Here is a 1,059-nt window from a genome sequence, read left to right as displayed (position 1 = left end):
CAAATGCCTCTCTAGGTTCTTCACCTTAAGCATCATCTTTTAAGCCAAATATTGACGATTCGTCACTTTAGTGTAATAAAAAAGCCAATCATCGTTTGGATTGGCTTCTGTAACCGATTTAGCGGTTCACTGTTTCTAAGTAAGCAATCTCTTCGCTAAAGAGTTCCTGTTCTACTCGACGCCAGGTTTTCCGATAGTCCCACTCTGTAGAAAGTGGCGCCCAACCTAAGCCGTCTAATAACATATTCGCATTGTGCAACACAGAAAATGGGTCTTGGATTCGTTGTATACAGCGACTATTCGATGCGTTTTGCGCAAGCGCGTTAGAACCAAATGCGATAGACCAGTTAGCAAACACAATCGCATCCGCACCTATAGCAGGAGAAAACTTTAGATCTCCGCACTCTACTGCATTATTGACCCACGCATCTGCACCGGAAATCACTTCTTCTTCTAGCCGATTCAGCTCATTCAAACGTTCAGGTGATGCTTTTTCCAACACCCAAGGCGTTTTAGCGACAATCGCGCAAGTCGACAGTACTGGCTCCATTCGAGCGTAAATACGATAGCCTACATGCATCGCAATAATTTTCTCTCGAGTATTGCCATCGAAGTTTGCCGTGCGCTCGAAAAATATCGCTTCGCTTTTTAACGAATGGATACAAAGCGCAAGTATTACGTCTTCTTTGCTGCAAAAATGATTGTAGATGGTGCCCTTAGAATAAGAGCTAGCCGAGGTCAGCTTATCCATAGTGAGGTTCGCAAACCCCTGCTCTTGGACGAGTGACTTAGCCAGTTGAATAAGCTCAACTTCTCTATCCGCAATCGCTTGTTGCTTTTTGGTTAGCCCGGACGAGACACGACACCCGTCTCGCTTACCATCCTTTTTACAGCGAAAGTTAAACATAATCCTTTGATCCGTATACCCACACACTCCTGATAATTGTAACACGATTCTGTAAAACAGGAACGTCACCATTTTTGACGAACCGTCATAATTGACACTTCGTCATAATAGATCAAAAAACAAACATTACAAGTATGAATTTATCCATAACG

General features: G+C 43.2%; 1 protein-coding gene. It reads right to left on the bottom strand.

What is annotated here, in order from left to right; translation table 11 throughout:
* Positions 1 to 118 precede the first annotated feature (118 nt).
* On the bottom strand, positions 119 to 907 hold the full coding sequence (locus R7F07_RS25405; RefSeq protein WP_318110694.1) for a TetR/AcrR family transcriptional regulator: 789 nt from the start codon (positions 905 to 907) through the stop codon (positions 119 to 121).
* Positions 908 to 1,059: the final 152 nt, after the last annotated feature.

The sequence above is a fragment of the Vibrio sp. YT-16 genome, from assembly GCF_033337405.1.
Classification (GTDB): Bacteria; Pseudomonadota; Gammaproteobacteria; order Enterobacterales; family Vibrionaceae; genus Vibrio; species Vibrio alginolyticus.
The sequence above is the reverse complement of the archived record's forward strand: the minus strand, read 5'-3'. Positions and strand labels throughout refer to the sequence as shown.

What these genes read in the sequence shown, in the direction of transcription:
- R7F07_RS25405 (WP_318110694.1), bottom strand. Translation starts at nt 907, where the DNA reads ATGTTTAACTTTCGCTGTAAAAAGGATGGTAAGCGAGACGGGTGTCGT.